This window comes from Epilithonimonas sp. UC225_85, assembly GCF_042695135.1.
Taxonomy (GTDB): Bacteria; Bacteroidota; Bacteroidia; order Flavobacteriales; family Weeksellaceae; genus Epilithonimonas.
On sequence record NZ_CP170547.1, the window covers coordinates 1823847 to 1838480 of the forward strand.

The following is a 14634-nucleotide window of genomic DNA, read 5'->3' on the forward strand; positions in this document are numbered from 1 at the left end:
AAAAATGATTGAAACAAAAAACCATTTCAAATATTTGAAATGGTTTTTTATGGTTTATCATTCATAATTAAAGAACGTCTCTGATCTCCTCATTCTTTTGGAACATTGCTTTTGCAAAAGGACAAAGCGGAATGATTTTCAGATTATTGTCTCTTGCAAATTCAACAGCCTTATAGACCATTTCTTTTCCAACGCCTTTCCCATTGTAAGCAGGTTCAACTTCTGTATGATCGATGATGAATTTGTCCGATCCAGCCCAGGAATAGGTCATCAACCCTGCTTGTTTTCCATCGAAGAATGCCACAAATTCGCCTTTTGTCTCTTTATTATTTTGTTTTACTTCCAGCATTTTATTAGATTTTAGTTAAGATTTCTATATTGTTTGTTAAGATTTTATGAACGGGACATGCATCTGCGATCTTGAAAAGTCTGTCTTTGATCTCTTCACTCACTTCCGTCGTTCCAAAATTGATGATTCTGCAGAACTGAGCAGTTTTTGTCTGAGGAAAATTTTCCAGGTCTACTTCTACATTGATGATCGGGATATCCCAGCCTTTCCGGTCAATGTACATTCGCAAAGTTGCAGCAGTACAGCTCGCCAGCGAAGTTGCAAGGACTTCAAAAGGATTGAATCCTTTATTTCCGCCACCTTTATCAACAGGTTCGTCTGTGATTAATTTATTTTCTCCTGCGATAACTTCGGTGTAATACTTTTCTGTTCCAAGCGTTGCTTTTACTTTTACACTCATTTTTTAAGAATTTAATTTATAACTTAAAGCACCTGACGGGCATTTGTCAATTTGATTTTTCAATTCTTCTGCGGTTGCATTTTCTGTTTTTATCCAGGGTCTTTCTTTTGGATTGTAAACTTTTGGAAGCATTTTCACACAAACTCCTGCGTGAATGCAGGTTTTTGGCCTCCATAGAACTGTGATTTCACCTGCGTTGTATTCGTGAGTGTCCATTAGATTTGATTTTTAAAGTTTTCAATTTTGGCGGTGATTGTTTTTAGTAATTCTGGTTCTACAATCCCGTTTTCCAAGTCAAAATTCTCATAGAATTTAGGTAATGAAAAAGTTTCTTTGATGTCTGCTCCAAACTGTGGGAAGAATTTAGACGCTTCTGCCATTACATTTCCACCGCCATAACCTCCAGGAGAAGTTGTCATCAGAAACATGGGTTTATCTTGGAAAACTTTCACATTGATTCTGGAAGCCCAATCAAAAATATTTTTGAAAGCCGCACTGTACGAGCGGTTGTTTTCTGCCAAAGAACAGATGATAACATCACATTCTTCTATATTTTTTAGAAACTTATGGGCTTCATCAGGAAATCCTTTTTTCTCAAGATCTACAGAGAAAACAGGCATCAGATAATCATTAAGGTCGATGAGATTAATTTCCTCATTAGGAAAACTTTTAAGAACAAATTTTACTAATTCTTTATTAATCGACGTGGAAGAGTTACTTCCCGCAAAGGCAAATATTTTCATAGTTTTAACTTTTAAAGTTTATCGTACGCACCAAATTTTTCATCTACAATTGCCTTCCATTCCGGATGTTTTTTGATAAATGCAAAAACATAAGGGCAAAAAGGCAAAAGTTTTTTACCGCTTTCTTTGATGAACAGTAAAGTCTTTTCTACAACTGCAGCGGCTGCTCCTGTTCCTGCTAATTCCGGATCAGTTTCCGTATGGACCAAAGCAATCTGATTTTCTGTTTCTCCGTAATTGATGAAGGCAAAATGTCCGTTAACTTCTATTTCAAAACGTTTTTTGGATTCATTTTTTACAAGCGGGATAGATTCAAATTCTGTTTTCATATGTAATTATTTATTTTTTTAAAGGCCATATGGTATCGCCAAGTGTTCAAATGGTATTTTAACATCTTAAATTCGAGGCGATTTCATAATTTAATTTTAAAGTTAGTAATAATTTGATTCAAAAATAGACAAACCAAAAATGCTGAGAATTGATGTAAGATATTTTCGTTACCAGATCTGTTTTTAAGCAAAAAAAATCCTGTAAAAAATCACAGGATTTAGGAAGGTTAAATTCCTTATATATATAAATTGATGTCTTTGAATGAAATATGGAAAGATTATATTTCGGCTTGCATTTTGGAATATTTTATTGCTTCCGATATTTGTCTGTATTTTTCTGTTTGCTTTTCAGATAGTTTTCCAAGTTTGTAATAGAAATTTTTAATTCCTCTTCTTGTATTAATTCCTATTACCAGAATACAATCTACAATTCCTTTTTTAGTTTCTACAGAAATGACTTTGTGCAAGGGTACTTCCAGAACCGGATGGCGGAGTTTTACCATTGGATGATTGTATTTTATAGAAATAATATGGTCAGAAACTTCCATCGAGAAGCTTTTTAATGATATTATCTTCCAAAAAGAGAATATGAAAACTAATAAAAAACTGCTGTACAAGATCATGTTATTAATAGCAAAGAATTTTCCTGCAAATTTTAAGAATAACAGATCCAATAATACAATAAGTAAAAATCCATAGAAAACTATGGCTGTTTGTTTACGGTTATTTATTTTCATTTGTGTGTTTTTTAAATAAAAAAAGTATCAATTACAAAGCTTTGTGGCTCTGTAATTTGATACTTAAAAATTTCATCATTTGTGCTTGTAAAATTTTTGATAACTTTGAAATTTCATCATTTGTGTTTTTAGAACCAAATTTCAACTATTACTGATATCTAAGATTTCATCATTTGTGTTTTTAGAATCTCTGATATTTTGGATTTCATCATTTGTGTTTTTAGAATCCAATTTTAATTTTTTTAAAGGTTCTTTTTCTTATATATTTATAAAAAAGCAGAGCCGATTAATTAACTTTTATTTCTGATACAAAAATACTTAGAGAATATATTACAACCACTCTAAATGTTTTAGATATATATCGCCGAACTTGTAGATATTTATCTACAAAAAAGGCTTATCTTTATGATAAACCTTAAAATAATAAGATGTTTTTAAGTTTCTGAAAAGAAGAAGAATCATTTTTTCTAATGATGATCCTTAATTAATTCGATAAGTTCTACAAAATTTTCAATCTTCAATTTGTCGAAAATCCTTTTTTTAATCGTACTTACCGTATTCTGCTTGACGTCCAGAATATTTGCGATCTCAAGATTACCGAGACCATCAGCATACATTTTGGCAATTTCCAGTTCTCTGTCTGTCAAAGATTTAAGCGGATTTAGAAGAAGCGGATTACGCAAAGAATTCATCAGTAGAGCTTGGGTTGCTGGAGAGAGATATTCCCGGTCTGTACCATTTTCAGGATTGCATTTTTAACTTCGTCCTCTTCGCTCAGCTTGCTTATAAAACCGTTGGCTCCGGCATTAATGAATTTAAGCGATTGTATATTTTCATCAATTCCGGAAAATATCATTATTTTAATGTCCGGTCTTATTATTTTAATTTCAGGTACAATGCTAAGGCTGTTTCCATCAGGAAAATGAGCATCTATGATTGCAATATCAATCGGATTGTTTTTTACAGATTCCACGATCTGCTGTAGATTAGATGCTTGAAAAATCGCGGTTTCCAAATCCAGCTCTTCCAGAAGAAAAATAATACCTTGTCTTATAAGACTGTGATCGTCCGCAAGTAAAAAATTAGTAGGATTATTATCTAAACTGATCATTTATTGATATTTAAATTAATAGAAAAAGAGACAGTTGTTCCTTTGTTCTGCTCACTTTCTACGGAAATATTTCCCGAATAGAGCTCCACAAGTTCTTTGCAAAGGCTTAATCCCAGACCTGCACCAAGATTTTCTACTTCGTCTGACAATATTCCCTGATAATAAGGTTCGAAGATTTTTTCAAGGTCAGACTTAGAAATTCCGGCTCCTGTATCACTGATTTTCGTCACCAGAGAAACTGTATTTTCATCTACGGATTCAGTTTTTGTATCAACAGTGATTTTACCGTTTTCCGTAAACTTGTTGGCATTCCCGAGAATGTTCATAAAAACCTGATTGATCTTTGTACAGTCTGAGTAAACCATAAGATTGGGATCTATATTTTTATTAATGACAAACTGGTTATTTCTCGTTTCTATATAAGGTTCAATCGAAGTTAAAATTGCATCGATCTCGTTATTAAGATTGAAAACTGCTGGAATCAACTTATTCTCAACATGCTGATTTTTGGTGTATTCCAAAATTTGATTAGCCTGCATCAATAATGTATTATTGGTAAAACTTATTGATTTGAGGTATTCCCTGATTTTGATATCGTCTGTTTTTTTACCGATTCTGTTGATGAAAATCCCTATGATTTTAAGCGGTGATCTCAGTTCGTGACTCAGCATCCCGAGAATTCTGTTTTTAAAATTAAGATTTTCATTGATCTGTTTATTGGCTGCATTCAGCCTTTTTTCGTAGATAAATGCTATTCTGGTAAGATACATGATCAATATTGATACAATGAACATCAGGATCATAGATCCTAATACTAAATATTTCCGGATTTTGTTACTTGATGAGTTCTGATCGGCTAATTCTTTTTCCAGTTCGGTTTTAGAATCTTTGATCGCAAATTCATAGATGTTCATCAGATCGCTGCTGTAAATCAGCATATTATTAAAAGTTTTATAAAACTTACCATTATAATTTTGATTTTTTACAATGTTGACCTGTATTTTCTGAACCTCTTTGGAATAATGATTATTGATCGATCTCATGATGCTGTCCAGGTCGGTTTTCATCCTGGATGCATCTGTTGTTTTACCATTTTTTAAAGTGATGACGGTGCTTTCTTTCTGCACATTTACTTTTCCGGCAATGGCGTCTCCCAAACGTCCGAATAGTCCTTTTTTCTGTACTGTGTCAGAGAAAGTCTGCTGTTGGATGTCAAATTTTTCGAAGTCATAATTGGTGCCAAATGTCTTTAGCTTGGGCAATTCATCTCTTAGTTTAAAGGTCGATTTTGTGGAAAACTGATGAGTAGAATCCACCAGTAATTTTAATTTTTTAAACTCAGACGAATCTTTTTTCTGAGAAGTTATAATATTCCTTAACCTTATATTTTTGTTCTTGTAACGGTTGATGTTATCCAGATTCTGGCTGAGTTTTTTTACCGACTGGAAATAAGATTCCAGGTATTTATTATCATTGGTAATAAGGTATTTCTGAAAATAATCCTGAGAATTGATGAGCTCTTTTCGGGAATTATCCGTCAGGTTTTGTAGAGATTGAACTTCCTTTAATTGATTTTCAATAAAAGTCAGATTCTTTCTGTTTACAAATTCATTATAAAAATACCCTGCTATAATCAACTGAATAAAAAGTATGCAGACAATAAGAGAGTAGTGGACAATCTTCCTCGATTTGAAATTCGAAAATTTCGCGGGATTATTTTTTGAATTCATTATTTGTGTTAGTTTTTTTTAGTTTTTTAATCTGTGCATTGGCTATATAATACTCATAAAATGCAAAATTAAATAATATCAGAAAAATAACCTTTTATTTGCAATTTTCTTTTAAAAAATTAAGATTATATAAAAATATTATTATGTCAGATATTCCTATAAAATTAAGAAAAAAAATCCTGTGAATTAATTTTTCACAGGAAATTTATTTATTTAATTTAAATCTATCTACAAACTCTTGAATTGCTCCAGCATTCTTACATCATTTTCGAAGAACATTCGGATATCACTCATTTGATAAAGCAACATTACGATTCTTTCGATTCCCATCCCAAAGGCATATCCTGAGAATTTGTCCGGATCAATATTCACGTTTTTAAGAACCGCAGGATCTACCATTCCGCAACCCATGATTTCTAACCAGCCTGTTCCTTTTGTGATTCGGTAATCGGTTTCAGAATTTAATCCCCAATAAACATCTACTTCTGCACTTGGCTCTGTGAAAGGGAAATAGGAAGGTCTCATTCTTATCTTCGATTTGCCAAAAAGCTCGGTCGTGAAAAACTGAATCGTCTGTTTAAGATCTGCAAAACTTACATTCTCATCAATATACAAACCTTCTATCTGATGGAAAATACAGTGAGAGCGGGAGGAAACAGCCTCATTTCTGAAAACCCTTCCCGGCGCCAGAATCCTCATCGGCGGTTCGTTTTCTTCCATATATCGAATTTGAACAGACGATGTATGCGTTCTCAGAAGAACATCAGGATTTTGCTCGATGAAGAAAGTATCCTGCATATCTCTCGCCGGATGATATTCCGGAAGGTTCAATGCTGTGAAATTATGCCAGTCATCTTCAATTTCCGGTCCGTCTGCAACAGCAAAACCAATCGATTTAAAGATCTCGATAATTCTGTTTTTAACCAGATTGATTGGATGACGGGAACCCAGTTCCAAAGGAAAAGCCGGTCTTGTAAGGTCTTCTTTTTCAAGAATAATCTTGCTTTCGGAGGATGATTTTAATTCTTCAAGTTTCTCATTTACAGTATTTCTCAAGATATTGATCTTTTGTCCAAAATCTTTTTTCTGCTCATTGGGAATTTGCTTCAAGGCGTCATAGAAATCATTCATGATCCCTTTTTTTCCATTGAATTTTAATCGGAACTGTTCTATCTCATCTTTGGTGGAAGAATGGAAATTCTGTACTTCTACCAATAGGTCATCAATTTTCTCTAGCATTGTTATATATAAAATATAGATTGCAAAAATACGATTTTAAAATAAAAAAATCTGCCTTTTTGCAAAGCAGATTTCAATTTTTAATCTTGATTCTTAAGTCTTGTCTCTTGCTTCTTCAAGTTATTTCTTTTCGATCGCTTTTATTTTGATCTGAACGTTGATCTCATTTTTGATCAGACCTTCAGCTGCCGGCATTTGAAATTTTATACCAAATTCATCTCGGTTGATGTCTTTCGGTTCTGTTGCAATGGTCAACTCGCTGTCTGCCACTTTCACATTCGCATTGAAGGTAACAGGCTTAGTGATTCCTTTTATAGTAAGATTTCCGTCAAGAACCGTGTTGTAATCTCCGCCGGTTGTTGGCTCGGAAACTTTGGTAATCTCAAAAGAAGCTGTCGGGAATTTCGCCGTATCAAAGAAATCCGGACTTTTCAGATGCCCCAAAAGTTTACCGTTAGATTCCGCATCTTCAAGGTCTTCGTTTGTAAAAGAATTCATATCGATCACAAATTGTCCGCTTTCCAGCTTGTTGTCTTTTACGGTAACTTCTCCACTTTCAAACTTCAAAGTTCCGATATGGCTTGTATTGTCAGATTTTACAACTTTGAATCCTTTCCATTCGGCTTTACTGTTCATTGTATCAACCACATACATTTGTCCTTCTGTTGTTGTAAGAACCTCATTGCTTTCGCTGGTTACAGGTTTGTCTTTCCCGCAGGAAATAATTAAAACCGAAGCGGAAATTAGTAAGATTGCGGAGATTAAAGTTGTCTTTTTCATAAGAAAATTTTTAAATAATGTCTAAATTTGTGTTTTTGCTAAAATAATAAAATTATTATGATTTCAAACACTAATTTTACACGATGCTGTTAGAAGTTAAAAATCTTTATTTCAATTATCAGACCGATAAACCATTGTTTCAAAATCTTAATCTGAGTGTGGATGAAGGGCAGATCATCGCATTGGCAGGAGAAAGTGGTTGCGGAAAATCTACTTTGTTGGGTTTGATCTATGGTCTGATGGATTGGCAAAGCGGCGAAATTTTGTTTGAAGGACAAAAATTGTTTGGCCCAAAAGGCAATCTCGTTCCCGGTGAAGCTCAAATGAAATTCGTAGCGCAAAATTATGACTTGATGCCTTATGGAACAGTGTATGACAATGTTGGAAAATTCATTTCCAACATCAATTTAAAATCAAAAAAAGAAAAGGTTGAAGAGTTGTTGGATGTCGTTGGTTTGACGGAGTTTGCGAAAGTGATTCCAAAGAATCTAAGTGGTGGACAACAGCAAAGAGTTGCGATTGCTCGGGCTTTGGCGGTTCTTCCGAAAATGCTTTTGCTGGATGAGCCTTTCAGTAATTTGGATTTTTCCAGAAAGTTTGAGTTGAGGGAAAAACTTTTTAATTATGTCAAAGAAAATAATCTCAGTCTCATCATTTCTACTCACAATCTGGAAGAAGTATTGCCTTGGGCAGACAAAATTGTGGTTTTGCAGCAAGGAAGGCTGATCCAAAATGACAATCCAAAAGAAACTTATGAAAATCCTTATAATAGTTACGTTGCAAAGCTTCTTGGCGAAGTCAATATTTTTACAGAAGAGGAAAAAACTCAATTTAATTTATTAAAAAATAATTACTTTCCGAATCAGATAAAAATCGCTGAGAATGGAGTAGAAGCAACCGTTTCTGACAGCCGGTTTGCCGGTTCTCATTACAGAAATAAATTGTTGATGAATGGAAAATCAATTATCATTTATACCGATCAATTTCTTGAAGGAAAGGTTAATTTAAACTTTTAACTCAATCGAATCTTCTATTTGTGGATAAAATATGGATAACTTATACATTTTCAATTTGTTGAATTGAGAAAAAGTTATAATTTTGGTAAACGAAAAATACATTAGGAAATTTTTGGTTAATTCTCTTTCTGCCCCTAAGGACTGAAATTAGCGCTAGCAATCAAAGTCTTTGAAAGTCGACCCTGCCAAATTTTTCCTTTTTTTTTGTTTAATATCTAAAAGGCTTCGACTCCGCTCAGCCTGACATTTTATATTAAACTTGTCACACTGAGCAGAGTCGAAGCCTTTTATCTATTAAGCTTTTCTTACAAATTCAGACTTCAAAGCCATAGATCCGAAGCCATCAATTTTGCAATCGATATTATGATCGCTTTCCGGTCGTAATCTGATATTTTTTACTTTGGTCCCTGCTTTTATATCTTTTGGAGCACCTTTCACAGGGAGATCTTTGATGACAATAACAGAGTCTCCGTTTTGCAGCTCTTTCCCAAGAGAATCGAAAATTTTGCCTTCTGTAGAAACTTCCGCCGGATCCCATTCGTAGAAACATTGGGAACAAACTTGCAGATTATCTTGTTCGTAAGTAAATTCTGACTGGCATTTTGGACAAAGGATCGTATCACTCATAGTTTTTTATTTTGAGCTGCAAAGTTAACATTAATGTATTAATTTAAAAATGATATTAATTTGGAAATGTAAGCTGTCATTCATAATAAAAAACTCATAATTAATTTTTAGATTTGCGTGCAACAAATAAATTAATAAATAAGCAAATGAAAAAGACCGCTTTATACGATAAACACGTTTCTTTGGGAGCTAAGATTGTTCCTTTTGCAGGTTTCGAAATGCCTGTTCAATATTCAGGAATCAATGAAGAGCATTTTGCTGTCCGCGAAAAAGCGGGAATGTTTGATGTTTCTCATATGGGACAGTTTTTCATTGAAGGGGCTTTTGCCAAAGACCTTTTACAGTTCGTAACTTCCAACAATGTTGATGCTCTCGAAGATGGAAAAGCACAATATTCTTGTTTACCAAACGAAACAGGCGGAATTGTTGATGACCTTATCGTTTACAAAATGGAAGACGAGAAATATTTTGTAGTTGTAAACGCTTCAAATATTGATAAAGACTGGAATCACATCGCAAAATATAATGAGAAGTTCGGAGCAAAAATGACCAATGCGTCAGACGAAATGTCTTTAATTGCTATCCAGGGTCCGAAAGCTACTGAAATCCTTCAAAAACTGACTGAAACAGATCTTCCAACGATTCCTTATTATCATTTTACCGTTGGTTCTGTTGCCGGATTTTCGGATGTAATCATTTCCAATACAGGTTATACAGGAAGTGGCGGTTTCGAAATTTATTTCGCTAATGAAAATGCTGAAAAGATTTGGGATGCATTGACAGAAGCTGGAAAAGAGTTCGGGTTGATTCCCTGCGGATTGGCTTCCAGAGATACTTTGAGATTGGAAAAAGGATTTTGTCTTTACGGAAATGATATCGACGATACAACTTCTCCATTAGAAGCAGGATTGGGTTGGATTACAAAATTTGACAAAGATTTTGTGAACAAAACGTTTTTGGAAAATCAAAAAGCTGAAGGCATCACCAGAAAATTGGTTGGTTTCGAAATGCAGGAAAAAGCAATCCCAAGACACGATTATGAAGTTGTAGACGCTGACGGGAATATCATTGGAAAAGTAACTTCCGGAACAATGTCGCCAATGAAAAAAATAGGATTGGGACTGGCTTATGTTGATAAACCGAACTTCAAATTAGATTCAGAGATCTTCATCAGAATTAGAAATAAAGACATCCCTGCGAAAGTGGTGAAACTGCCTTTTGTTTAGGATCAGACTTAAAATAAGAGTTAATAAAAATAAAAAAGCGTTCAAAATCTGAACGCTTTATTTTTTGAAGTCGAGTTAAATCTAAATTCTAACCTCTAATTTCTAAATTCTATTTCAGATATTTTGTAATGCTCTCGCTTGTAGGATTGGTTGTGCTAAGAAAACTATCGATCACATTTCCTTTTTCGTCAAGCAGAATTTTGGTAAAGTTCCAAAGGATTTTTGTGTTTTTAACACCATTTTCTTTCTTGTCTGTCAGGAATTTGTAGATTGGTGCAATATCATCTCCTTTCACAGAGATCTTTGCAGCCATCGGGAATTGTACACCGTAATTTCTTTGGCAGAATGTTGCGATTTCGTGGTTTGCGCCGGGTTCTTGTCCTCCAAAATTATTCGCCGGAAAACCAACCACCACCAATTTGCTTTTGTATTGTTCATAAAGCTTTTCCAAATCAGCATATTGAGGTGTAAATCCACATTCTGAGGCGGTGTTCACAACCAGTATTTTTTTGCCTTTGAATTTTGAAAAGTCAATCGTAGAACCATCCAGCGCTTCTACTTTGAAATTGTGTATTGATTTTGCCTGTGCTTTGTTTTTTGAAAATCCGAAAAGTGAAAACATAATGATGAATAAATATTTCATATAAAGTTATTTAAATTTTTTAAAAGTCATCCGATTATATTAAGTCCAGATATTTAAAAGACCAAATTTAAAACAAGTTTAGCAATTAGCTGTCTGAATTTTTCAAAAATCTATCTATATAAATTATATCAAAATCGAATTCATTCTCAAATAAATATATAACTTTATTAAAATTAAAACCGATAATGCAAAGAAGAGATTTTATAACCTTGTCATCATTAGGATTATTAGGCTTTTGTGCTTGCGGAACTTCAAATATTATGAGCAATAGAAAATCTTTCGCTATTCAATTATATACTATTCGGGATGCCATTTCTGATAATTTGGAAAAGGCACTGGAAAGGTTAGCGGGATTAGGTTTTAACCAAATTGAAATATATGGATACGATGGAAAATTCTTCGGTAAAAGCAGAACCGAATTCCAAAATATTCTGAAAAATGTCGGTTTGAAAGTGGTCAGTTCGCATCACACCACCGGAATTATACATAAAGATAAAGGAACTTTGCTCAACGACTGGGAAAAAACTGTGGAAGATCTTGACTTTATAGGATCAAAATATATGGTTTGTTCTTATCTTTTTGAAGAAGAGAGAACATTGGAGAATTACAAAAAACTCCCGGATTTGCTCAATAAATCAGGTGAAGTAACCCGCAAAGCAGGAATTGATTTTGCTTATCACAATCACGATTTTGAATTTGGAAAATTGGATGAGAATAATACGATTTACGATTTCATTTTAGATAGCACATCTTTCGATTTAGTCAAAATGGAACTGGATTTATATTGGATCAGCAAAGCCGGATTTGACCCTTTGATGTATTTTGAAAAATATCCGGGCAGATTCCCATTGTGGCACGTGAAAGATATGAAAGCCGAAACCAAAGATTTTGCAGAAATAGGAAATGGAACGATTGATTTTAAACGTATTTTCGCAGCAAAGGAAAAAGCGGGTCTCAAATATTGGTTTCTGGAGCAGGATTCCAGTAATATAGATATGTTTGAAAGTATAAAGATCAGTAAAAAGTATATTGAGAAAAACGCCTTCTTCCAAAACAATCCATAATTTTTTGAATCTTGGTTGGATTAAAATTTTAACAAATTTTATGATTTTTGAAATAAAAACATTTTCTTTGTCGTTCGTTTCTTAATGAATCCAAACTATGAGCGTTTACAGTAAGCTTGCCGAGAATTTACAATACATTTCGCCGTCTTTCTACAAAAGCAGGTTTTTCAAGAAATTGAAAGGTCTGGATGCTCATAATCTGTTGGAAAGAAAAGTAGAGCCGGAGTTTTTTTGGATCAAAAATGTTCTTCCGAAAGATGCTGTTTTTATGGATGTAGGAGCTAATGTTGGCGCTTATCTTTTTACTTTAGAAAACCATTTGAAACCAGAAAACATCTTCGCTTTCGAGCCTAATCCTCAACTTTTCAAAAGACTCAAGAGATTGTTCACGAAAGTCAATTTATCTTCTGTTGCGTTGTCCGATATTACCACGGTTGCGGAGTTCAAAATTCCTGTCATCAATGGAGAAAAAGTGCACACCAGAGGTACTTTGCAGACTTCTATCAAAGAAAAAAATGAAGAAAAAACGATTCTTCAAAAAGTAGAAGTGAAACCTTTGGATGATTTAGATCTAAAACTCGGAAAACTCGATTTCATCAAAATCGATGTGGAAGGAAACGAAATGCAGACTTTACGCGGTGCTAAAAAAACAATTGAAAAATTCAAACCAATATTGATGGTAGAAATGGAACAGCGCCATCATCAGGACGATCTCTGGACTTTGATTTCTGAGATTGCCGATTGGGGATTTTCCGTCAATTATCTGGACCGGGAAACTTTGCAGTCAAAAATTCTGACAGAGGATTTTCTGAAACAGCAAGATTCGGATAATGTTAAGAATTATAAACATTACATCAACAACATTATATTCTTACCAGCAACTATCAACCAACAACCAACAACCAATCTATGAGCGTCGTTGCAAGACAGGGAATAAAATATTCGATCATTGGCTATCTCGGCTTTTTGCTTGGGACTTTTTCGGCTATTTTTATCTTTCCTTATGATATGGAGTTCTACGGAAAGCTCCGTTACATTTTGCCGACTGCAGAGATGATCGTTCCGATCGTGGTGTTTGGATTGAGTTTTTCCAATGTCAAATTCTTCAGCAAAGTGAATGCCGATGGGAAACATCACAATATGTTGTCACTGAGTCTGCTTGCGATTATCATTAACTTTTTCATTTTTGTTGGTGGATATTTTCTGGTCAATTATCTTTTTCCGGATCTGAAACAAAGCCGACTTTGGGAAATGAAACGCCTGATCCTGCCAATGGTTTTAGTTCTGGCTTTATCTTCGGTTTTTAATAAATTTCTGACCAATTACAAAAGAATCGTTGTCCCGAATATCTTTGAAAACTTTGTTCCGAAACTGGCAAATCTTGGTGCATTTTGTCTGTTTTTTTTTATGGGATTTGCAGAGAAAACGGCTTACGGCTTTTTCTTTTTGATGTTTATGGTTTCATTGTTAGGTTACGGATTTTACACCAATAGATTAGAGAAAATTAAACCTGATTTTGATTTGACTTATTTCAAAAAAGACAGATTTTACAGCGAAATATTTACCTATAGTTTATTTGGATTTTTAGGAAATATCGGAAATTATATTGCGATCAGAATCGATAACTTTATGATCGGTGAGTTTATCAGTTTTGAGGAAAATGGAATTTACAGCAACATTTTCTCAATTATTTCAATTATCGTGGTTCCGCAGATGGGATTGTTTAATATTTCGGCACCCATTATCAACAAAGTTCTTGCGTCCGGAGATTATGAAGAATTGGACAGATTTCACAAAAAAACCTCGCTCAGCCTTTTCTTTTTAGGCTTTGTTTTATTTTGCTGCATTGTTGTCGGATTTCCGTATCTGGCAGATTTTATGAAAAACGGAGAAGATCTGCGTTCATCCGAGCCGGTTCTCTGGATTCTTGGATTTGCAATGTTATTTGATTTGGCTACAGGTTTTAACGGACATATTATTTCCTTGTCAAAGTTCTACAAATTCAATATTGTCGTGATGCTTATTTTGGCCATTCTTACCATCAGCCTCAATATGGTTTTTCTGAAATATACGAATATGGGAATTCTCGGGATTGCTGTTGCCTACGCAATTTCCCTATCATTATTTAACATCATTAAGATTATTTTCAATTACATCAAATTCAAAGTTTTCCCATTGGGAATTGAGATGATTTATGCTTTGATTCTTGGGTTTCTGTCCATCAATGTGGCAATACTTTTACCGGATTCCAAACTTAATATCCTGAACCTTTTCTATAAACCAACCGTCGTTCTAGTCCTGCTTTTCATCGGAAACCACTTCCTGAAAATCTATCCACTGGACAAATTTCTCAACAAAACATTCATCAAAAGTTTATTCAAATTCTAAATATTCTGGGCGTGTCCCTTTTCTACTATAACGCTAAGTCTTTTGAAGAAATTTTTCAGCAAGCAGAAAACGGTCGGGCTGTTCGCTCATATCTTTTTGTCTTCACACTTTTTCGTAAGATCAGACTTCGATCAAGACAAAAAGGATAACCGCTGCCATCCCTCACGCGCTTGCGCACTTTTTAGAAGTTTGTCAATATTTAAAATAATCAGAACAATAATTAATATTTAAAATCAAAACAGCCGATTTAAT

Annotated in this window: 18 protein-coding genes; 5 read left to right on the top strand and 13 right to left on the bottom strand. The window is 34.1% G+C overall.

What is annotated here, in order from left to right; genetic code table 11:
- Positions 1–67: 67 nt before the first annotated feature.
- The 11 genes from ACFJGY_RS08505 to ACFJGY_RS08555 all read right to left on the bottom strand — a co-directional run bounded on the left by ACFJGY_RS08505 (position 68) and on the right by ACFJGY_RS08555 (position 7418).
- Positions 68–346 carry a GNAT family N-acetyltransferase gene (locus ACFJGY_RS08505; RefSeq protein ID WP_379970143.1) on the bottom strand — a complete coding sequence of 93 codons (279 nt, stop codon included), beginning with the start codon at positions 344–346 and terminating at the stop codon, positions 68–70.
- A gap of 7 nt (positions 347–353) precedes the next feature.
- Positions 354–749, bottom strand: coding sequence for an OsmC family protein (locus ACFJGY_RS08510; protein ID WP_379970033.1), 396 nt, complete (start codon positions 747–749; stop codon positions 354–356).
- A gap of 3 nt (positions 750–752) precedes the next feature.
- The gene (locus tag ACFJGY_RS08515) at positions 753–965 is read right to left on the bottom strand and encodes a (4Fe-4S)-binding protein (RefSeq protein WP_379970035.1); all 213 of its coding nucleotides are present in this window, start codon (positions 963–965) and stop codon (positions 753–755) included.
- On the bottom strand, positions 965–1492 hold the full coding sequence (locus ACFJGY_RS08520; RefSeq protein ID WP_379970037.1) for an NADPH-dependent FMN reductase: 528 nt from the start codon (positions 1490–1492) through the stop codon (positions 965–967). The genes ACFJGY_RS08515 and ACFJGY_RS08520 overlap by 1 nt, the downstream gene beginning before the upstream one ends.
- An 11-nt stretch (positions 1493–1503) precedes the next feature.
- Complete coding sequence (locus ACFJGY_RS08525; protein WP_379970039.1) at positions 1504–1821, bottom strand: GNAT family N-acetyltransferase; 318 nt, start codon at positions 1819–1821, stop codon at positions 1504–1506.
- A gap of 278 nt (positions 1822–2099) precedes the next feature.
- Positions 2100–2558: a hypothetical protein gene (locus tag ACFJGY_RS08530; RefSeq protein WP_379970041.1), complete on the bottom strand. Its 459-nt coding sequence runs from the start codon at positions 2556–2558 to the stop codon at positions 2100–2102.
- A 467-nt stretch (positions 2559–3025) separates the two neighbouring features.
- Positions 3026–3250 carry a helix-turn-helix transcriptional regulator gene (locus ACFJGY_RS08535; protein ID WP_379970043.1) on the bottom strand — a complete coding sequence of 75 codons (225 nt, stop codon included), beginning with the start codon at positions 3248–3250 and terminating at the stop codon, positions 3026–3028.
- Positions 3250–3669, bottom strand: coding sequence for a response regulator transcription factor (locus ACFJGY_RS08540; protein ID WP_379970045.1), 420 nt, complete (start codon positions 3667–3669; stop codon positions 3250–3252). The genes ACFJGY_RS08535 and ACFJGY_RS08540 overlap by 1 nt, the downstream gene beginning before the upstream one ends.
- Positions 3666–5399 carry an ATP-binding protein gene (locus ACFJGY_RS08545; protein WP_379970047.1) on the bottom strand — a complete coding sequence of 578 codons (1734 nt, stop codon included), beginning with the start codon at positions 5397–5399 and terminating at the stop codon, positions 3666–3668. Before ACFJGY_RS08545 ends, ACFJGY_RS08540 begins: the two co-directional genes overlap by 4 nt.
- Positions 5400–5627: 228 nt before the next feature.
- The gene (gene pheS, locus ACFJGY_RS08550; RefSeq protein WP_379970049.1) at positions 5628–6638 is read right to left on the bottom strand and encodes a phenylalanine--tRNA ligase subunit alpha; all 1011 of its coding nucleotides are present in this window, start codon (positions 6636–6638) and stop codon (positions 5628–5630) included.
- Positions 6639–6758: 120 nt separating this feature from the next.
- A complete protein-coding gene (locus ACFJGY_RS08555; RefSeq protein WP_379970051.1) occupies positions 6759–7418 on the bottom strand; it encodes a YceI family protein in 660 nt (219 codons plus the stop codon).
- Between the two features lie 83 nt (positions 7419–7501).
- Between ACFJGY_RS08555 and ACFJGY_RS08560 the strand changes: the two genes are divergently transcribed.
- Positions 7502–8434, top strand: coding sequence for a sulfate/molybdate ABC transporter ATP-binding protein (locus ACFJGY_RS08560; protein WP_379970053.1), 933 nt, complete (start codon positions 7502–7504; stop codon positions 8432–8434).
- Positions 8435–8728: 294 nt separating this feature from the next.
- Here the strand turns inward: ACFJGY_RS08560 and ACFJGY_RS08565 are convergent, their stop codons facing one another.
- Positions 8729–9061 carry a zinc ribbon domain-containing protein YjdM gene (locus ACFJGY_RS08565; RefSeq protein WP_034965113.1) on the bottom strand — a complete coding sequence of 111 codons (333 nt, stop codon included), beginning with the start codon at positions 9059–9061 and terminating at the stop codon, positions 8729–8731.
- A 146-nt stretch (positions 9062–9207) separates the two neighbouring features.
- On the opposite strand from ACFJGY_RS08565, the gene gcvT reads away from it, so the two are divergent.
- Positions 9208–10287, top strand: coding sequence for a glycine cleavage system aminomethyltransferase GcvT (gene gcvT / locus ACFJGY_RS08570; RefSeq protein ID WP_379970055.1), 1080 nt, complete (start codon positions 9208–9210; stop codon positions 10285–10287).
- A gap of 109 nt (positions 10288–10396) precedes the next feature.
- Here gcvT and ACFJGY_RS08575 read toward each other — a convergent pair whose 3' ends face one another.
- Positions 10397–10909, bottom strand: a complete 513-nt coding sequence (locus ACFJGY_RS08575) for a glutathione peroxidase (RefSeq protein WP_379970145.1) — start codon at positions 10907–10909, stop codon at positions 10397–10399.
- A gap of 206 nt (positions 10910–11115) precedes the next feature.
- Here ACFJGY_RS08575 and ACFJGY_RS08580 point away from each other — a divergent pair, with 206 nt between their 5' ends.
- The 3 genes from ACFJGY_RS08580 to ACFJGY_RS08590 all read left to right on the top strand — a co-directional run bounded on the left by ACFJGY_RS08580 (position 11116) and on the right by ACFJGY_RS08590 (position 14382).
- Complete coding sequence (locus ACFJGY_RS08580; protein ID WP_379970057.1) at positions 11116–11994, top strand: sugar phosphate isomerase/epimerase family protein; 879 nt, start codon at positions 11116–11118, stop codon at positions 11992–11994.
- A gap of 97 nt (positions 11995–12091) precedes the next feature.
- On the top strand, positions 12092–12907 hold the full coding sequence (locus ACFJGY_RS08585; protein WP_379970059.1) for an FkbM family methyltransferase: 816 nt from the start codon (positions 12092–12094) through the stop codon (positions 12905–12907).
- Positions 12904–14382, top strand: a complete 1479-nt coding sequence (locus tag ACFJGY_RS08590; protein ID WP_379970061.1) for a lipopolysaccharide biosynthesis protein — start codon at positions 12904–12906, stop codon at positions 14380–14382. The genes ACFJGY_RS08585 and ACFJGY_RS08590 overlap by 4 nt, the downstream gene beginning before the upstream one ends.
- Positions 14383–14634: the final 252 nt, after the last annotated feature.

Coding starts and splice junctions, on each gene's coding strand:
- ACFJGY_RS08510 (WP_379970033.1), bottom strand. CDS start 749: ATGAGTGTAAAAGTAAAAGCAACGCTTGGAACAGAAAAGTATTACACC.
- ACFJGY_RS08515 (WP_379970035.1), bottom strand. CDS start 965: ATGGACACTCACGAATACAACGCAGGTGAAATCACAGTTCTATGGAGG.
- ACFJGY_RS08520 (WP_379970037.1), bottom strand. CDS start 1,492: ATGAAAATATTTGCCTTTGCGGGAAGTAACTCTTCCACGTCGATTAAT.
- ACFJGY_RS08525 (WP_379970039.1), bottom strand. CDS start 1,821: ATGAAAACAGAATTTGAATCTATCCCGCTTGTAAAAAATGAATCCAAA.
- ACFJGY_RS08530 (WP_379970041.1), bottom strand. CDS start 2,558: ATGAAAATAAATAACCGTAAACAAACAGCCATAGTTTTCTATGGATTT.
- ACFJGY_RS08535 (WP_379970043.1), bottom strand. CDS start 3,250: ATGAATTCTTTGCGTAATCCGCTTCTTCTAAATCCGCTTAAATCTTTG.
- ACFJGY_RS08540 (WP_379970045.1), bottom strand. CDS start 3,669: ATGATCAGTTTAGATAATAATCCTACTAATTTTTTACTTGCGGACGAT.
- ACFJGY_RS08545 (WP_379970047.1), bottom strand. CDS start 5,399: ATGAATTCAAAAAATAATCCCGCGAAATTTTCGAATTTCAAATCGAGG.
- pheS (WP_379970049.1), bottom strand. CDS start 6,638: ATGCTAGAGAAAATTGATGACCTATTGGTAGAAGTACAGAATTTCCAT.
- ACFJGY_RS08555 (WP_379970051.1), bottom strand. CDS start 7,418: ATGAAAAAGACAACTTTAATCTCCGCAATCTTACTAATTTCCGCTTCG.
- ACFJGY_RS08560 (WP_379970053.1), top strand. CDS start 7,502: ATGCTGTTAGAAGTTAAAAATCTTTATTTCAATTATCAGACCGATAAA.
- ACFJGY_RS08565 (WP_034965113.1), bottom strand. CDS start 9,061: ATGAGTGATACGATCCTTTGTCCAAAATGCCAGTCAGAATTTACTTAC.
- gcvT (WP_379970055.1), top strand. CDS start 9,208: ATGAAAAAGACCGCTTTATACGATAAACACGTTTCTTTGGGAGCTAAG.
- ACFJGY_RS08575 (WP_379970145.1), bottom strand. CDS start 10,909: ATGTTTTCACTTTTCGGATTTTCAAAAAACAAAGCACAGGCAAAATCA.
- ACFJGY_RS08580 (WP_379970057.1), top strand. CDS start 11,116: ATGCAAAGAAGAGATTTTATAACCTTGTCATCATTAGGATTATTAGGC.
- ACFJGY_RS08585 (WP_379970059.1), top strand. CDS start 12,092: ATGAGCGTTTACAGTAAGCTTGCCGAGAATTTACAATACATTTCGCCG.
- ACFJGY_RS08590 (WP_379970061.1), top strand. CDS start 12,904: ATGAGCGTCGTTGCAAGACAGGGAATAAAATATTCGATCATTGGCTAT.